Origin of the sequence: Vibrio genomosp. F10 str. 9ZD137 (genome assembly GCF_049974785.1) — a bacterium.
GTDB lineage: Bacteria > Pseudomonadota > Gammaproteobacteria > Enterobacterales > Vibrionaceae > Vibrio.
Window position 1 is genome coordinate 1 of sequence record NZ_JBNGCJ010000239.1, and the last position, 3,371, is coordinate 3,371.

Sequence of the window (3,371 nt, forward strand, 5' to 3'; positions counted from 1 at the left end):
GCTAGTCACTTTACGCAGCATGATACCCTCGCCGTTGTCACTACTGACATTGTCTAAATGTCGAAACAGCTCTTCCTCTGATGCAATCGGCTTGTGTTCTACGTATCTAAGGTGAGGGGCGCTGTTATGTTCAAGCCAGTGTAAAATATTGTAATACCGTTTCTGATAATCACCGGCAGACTGAGGCATATCAAACAGCATGTAATCGATTTTCTCCCATGCAGAGTCAGAAGGTACTTTGTCTAGAACCGTTTGTTGTACAAGATGAAAATTACCACGTCCCGCCCAAAGTTCTCCTTCTAGCGCAAAGTTGGGCAACGCTTCGGTGAACCAATCTGGCGCATTAATTGGGTTGCCCTTTCTGGTTAACAGCGTCTTTCCTGTCCATATCGCGCGAATACCGTCTAACTTTTCACTTTGCCAGTACTCCTCAATATTTATTCCTGATTGATAACTGTGTGCATTCATCACACCCATGTCATACGCAAGCTCTGCATAACTTGGGCAGCTAAACGCAAGGCAAATTCCTATTGAAATTACAGATAACCGCACGAAACACTCCTTGTCTGTTGAGTTAACGTATTCTTCCAGAGAATGGCTAACTAAGTTCACCACAATTTTGTCAATGCGAGCAGGCTCATAACAATTCACCCACTTTTCTATACAGTTCACACTATCTGTGGGTTGTTACCCGTGTTTATATTTTGATTCTCAAAATGAGAATAAACGATTTTCAAATTGACAAACCCCTAAAAACACAACCTATCCATTTGATATATATAATATTAATTGATGGCACAGAACCTGCTCTATAGAAATAAACCAAACAGGAGTAATTATCATGGAACTACGAACTATTGAAGCAAGTGACACAATTCTGACATTGGAAATTATGGGTAACCTAGATGCTGAGGGAAGCAAAGATGCGCTGCCACATATCGATCAAGTCATTACTCATGATCGCCATAGTGAGATAGAGCTCGACTTTCGCAACGTGGCATTTCTCGACTCGTCGGGAGTTGGCGCGCTGGTTTATCTTTATAAACGTTTGATAGAACGAGAACGTTTTATGCGCATCGAAAATGTTACCGGGCAACCTTTAGAAATCATCAATTTGCTGCGTATAGGCCAAGCCATACCGGTAAACAAAAATTCTCACTAAATGCAACTATACTAATAATACTTATAATAAAAGGACGTTGGCGATGAAGGGATTTCATAACTCAATAGCTTTGACTGCATCCTTAACGATTTTGTTTGGATGCACTAGCTATCCAGAAGAAGGCCGTGGAGGGTTAGCTGAAAGTTATGCCGGTTCCGAGTTTTCTCCCATCATGCCGAATGAGCCACTGGGCCCAGAGCATGGTCTAAGATTTGACTGGCAACTCGCTAAACTTCAATTGGACTCGTTAATCAGACAAGGGGCCAACTGGTGTTTTCCTGCCGCGGTCGTTCAAGCGACAGAGAAACAAAATAGAATTGCTCGCGAATTAGAAGGTGGTCTGCTTCTTGATGCGGCGAACGACCTTGTAATACAAAGAAAACGTTTGAATGAACTGGAATTACAACTCGATTATGTCACTTCAGAGACAAGATGCTCCCCGCCTTTGAGTCAGTTCAAACTGGACCAACAGCTTGTGGTTATTGATCAGCTGTTCGAGATTTTGAACGTCGATAATCAATTCGCTACAAATTCAGTAGAGATTAACCCTAAATACATGGGCCATTTAGCAAGAGCCGCTAATATTCTGCTCGAAAATCAAGACTTGAAGCTCTCTGTGACCGGCCATGCTGATTCGCAGGGGAACGACATCGAAAATGAAAAGCTTGCCATGGGCCGAGCAAAGCAAGTCAAACGCTACCTTACCATTTTTGGTTTAGCACCAAACAGGATTACCACTCACTCTCTTGGTGCTCAGTTACCCCTATTTGAAGGTGAAAGTCAGGCGGTTATGCTCACCAATCGACGCGTGAGCATCGAAATTGTATCGACACTTGATCATTCAGTGACGGCGTCACAGGGGGGCTTGTATGATTAACCTTATATTTCAGTTTGCGCTTAGTTTAAAGTTAAAATCAGGACGAAAGTTTAAGCGTCTATCTATCGTATTTCTCTCTGTGGCAATGACACTGAGTCTGACTACTGCTTGGGCGACAGAAGAAGTATCATCCAAAGAAATCGTACAAGTAGGCGATCTCATCCAAGTGAATCTCCCCGGAGAAGGCACCTTGAATAAGGGCTTTCAAGTGAACAAACGCGGAAGAATCACCCTACCCGAAGTTGGCGCGCTTTATGTCGTTGGCTACGATGAGAAACAATTAAAGAACGCTGTTTTAGGGGCGTTAGAATCCGTATTCAGAGACTTATCAAATGCCGATGTCTATATTTCAGAGCAGCAAATTCTCATCTCAGTTCAAGGGTATGTAAACTCACCCGGTGAATACACGCTAGCGAAAAGCGCCGATATTCAAATGGCACTTTACGCAGCAGGGGGGCTTCGCTCGGGCGCCCAGCTTAATAACATGTTACTTAAACGCGGTGGAGACAAACAGACATTCAACTACAAAGCATTTTTAGATTCCGGTGATGAAAAACAGCTTCCAACCCTTCAATCTCTCGATACGCTGTTTGTTCCTGCCTCACCGTTAGTCAGTAATATCGAGCAAGAATTCGACCCTGCTAAGCTCGCCGATTCAGGTGACAGTGCCGACGGACGCAGTGCGATTAAGGTCTTTGGAGAAGTGAATGCACCGGGTTCTTTCTCGTTTAAGGAAGGCAGTGATTTGGTGGATATTTTAATGCGCTCTGGCGGTGTCACACGTTATGCGAGTGTTGAGCAAATTCGGATCATTACCAACAATACGCCAGAGCTGTTTAATCTAAAGCGATACCTTGATAGCGGCGACTCTTCCCTGCTCCCTAAACTCAACCCAGGTTCAACTGTTTTTGTTCCTAAGCAAGAAGAAGAAATCAAATCCGGCGCAAATACCGTTTACATCATGGGTGAAGTCGCTTCTCCTGGTGCTTTTGAAGGGAAATTAGGCGCAACCTTTATGGATATTTTGGCTAACGCAGGGGGGCCAACTCGATTTGCAGAATCCCGTCAAATTCGTGTGATTAAAGCCAGTGGACAAGTCATTCCATTCGATCTAACTGCCTACACAGAAGGTCTTCAAGGATCCAAGCCACCCGCTATAGAGCCGGGGGACGCGATTTTCGTACCTGAAAAGACCGATATGAACGAAAAATCGTGGCTAAAGGTATCACCAAACCGAGCCGTCAATGTGATGGGACAAGTCGTCAGACCCGGTCGTATCGAATGGTCGGACGAAATGAATTTGATGGACTTACTTTCCAGATCGGAAGAGCG

The 3,371-nt window shown here is 44.3% G+C and carries 4 protein-coding genes; 3 read left to right on the forward strand and 1 reads right to left on the reverse strand.

Translation table 11 applies throughout. The features are described from left to right. Positions 1 to 651, reverse strand: a 651-nt coding sequence (locus ACP45E_RS03680; RefSeq protein ID WP_069584706.1) for a DNA ligase, incomplete at its 3' end; no start/stop codon positions are given. A gap of 190 nt (positions 652 to 841) precedes the next feature. On the opposite strand from ACP45E_RS03680, the gene ACP45E_RS03685 reads away from it, so the two are divergent. From ACP45E_RS03685 to ACP45E_RS03695, 3 genes are all read left to right on the forward strand, one after another. Further along, positions 842 to 1,162: an STAS domain-containing protein gene (locus ACP45E_RS03685; RefSeq protein WP_017033366.1), complete on the forward strand. Its 321-nt coding sequence runs from the start codon at positions 842 to 844 to the stop codon at positions 1,160 to 1,162. 43 nt (positions 1,163 to 1,205) lie between these two features. After that, positions 1,206 to 2,039, forward strand: a complete 834-nt coding sequence (locus ACP45E_RS03690) for an OmpA family protein (RefSeq protein ID WP_017033367.1) — start codon at positions 1,206 to 1,208, stop codon at positions 2,037 to 2,039. An 85-nt stretch (positions 2,040 to 2,124) separates the two neighbouring features. Next, positions 2,125 to 3,371 (forward strand): SLBB domain-containing protein (locus tag ACP45E_RS03695; protein WP_198927679.1); only part of this gene is annotated, 1,247 nt, incomplete at its 3' end.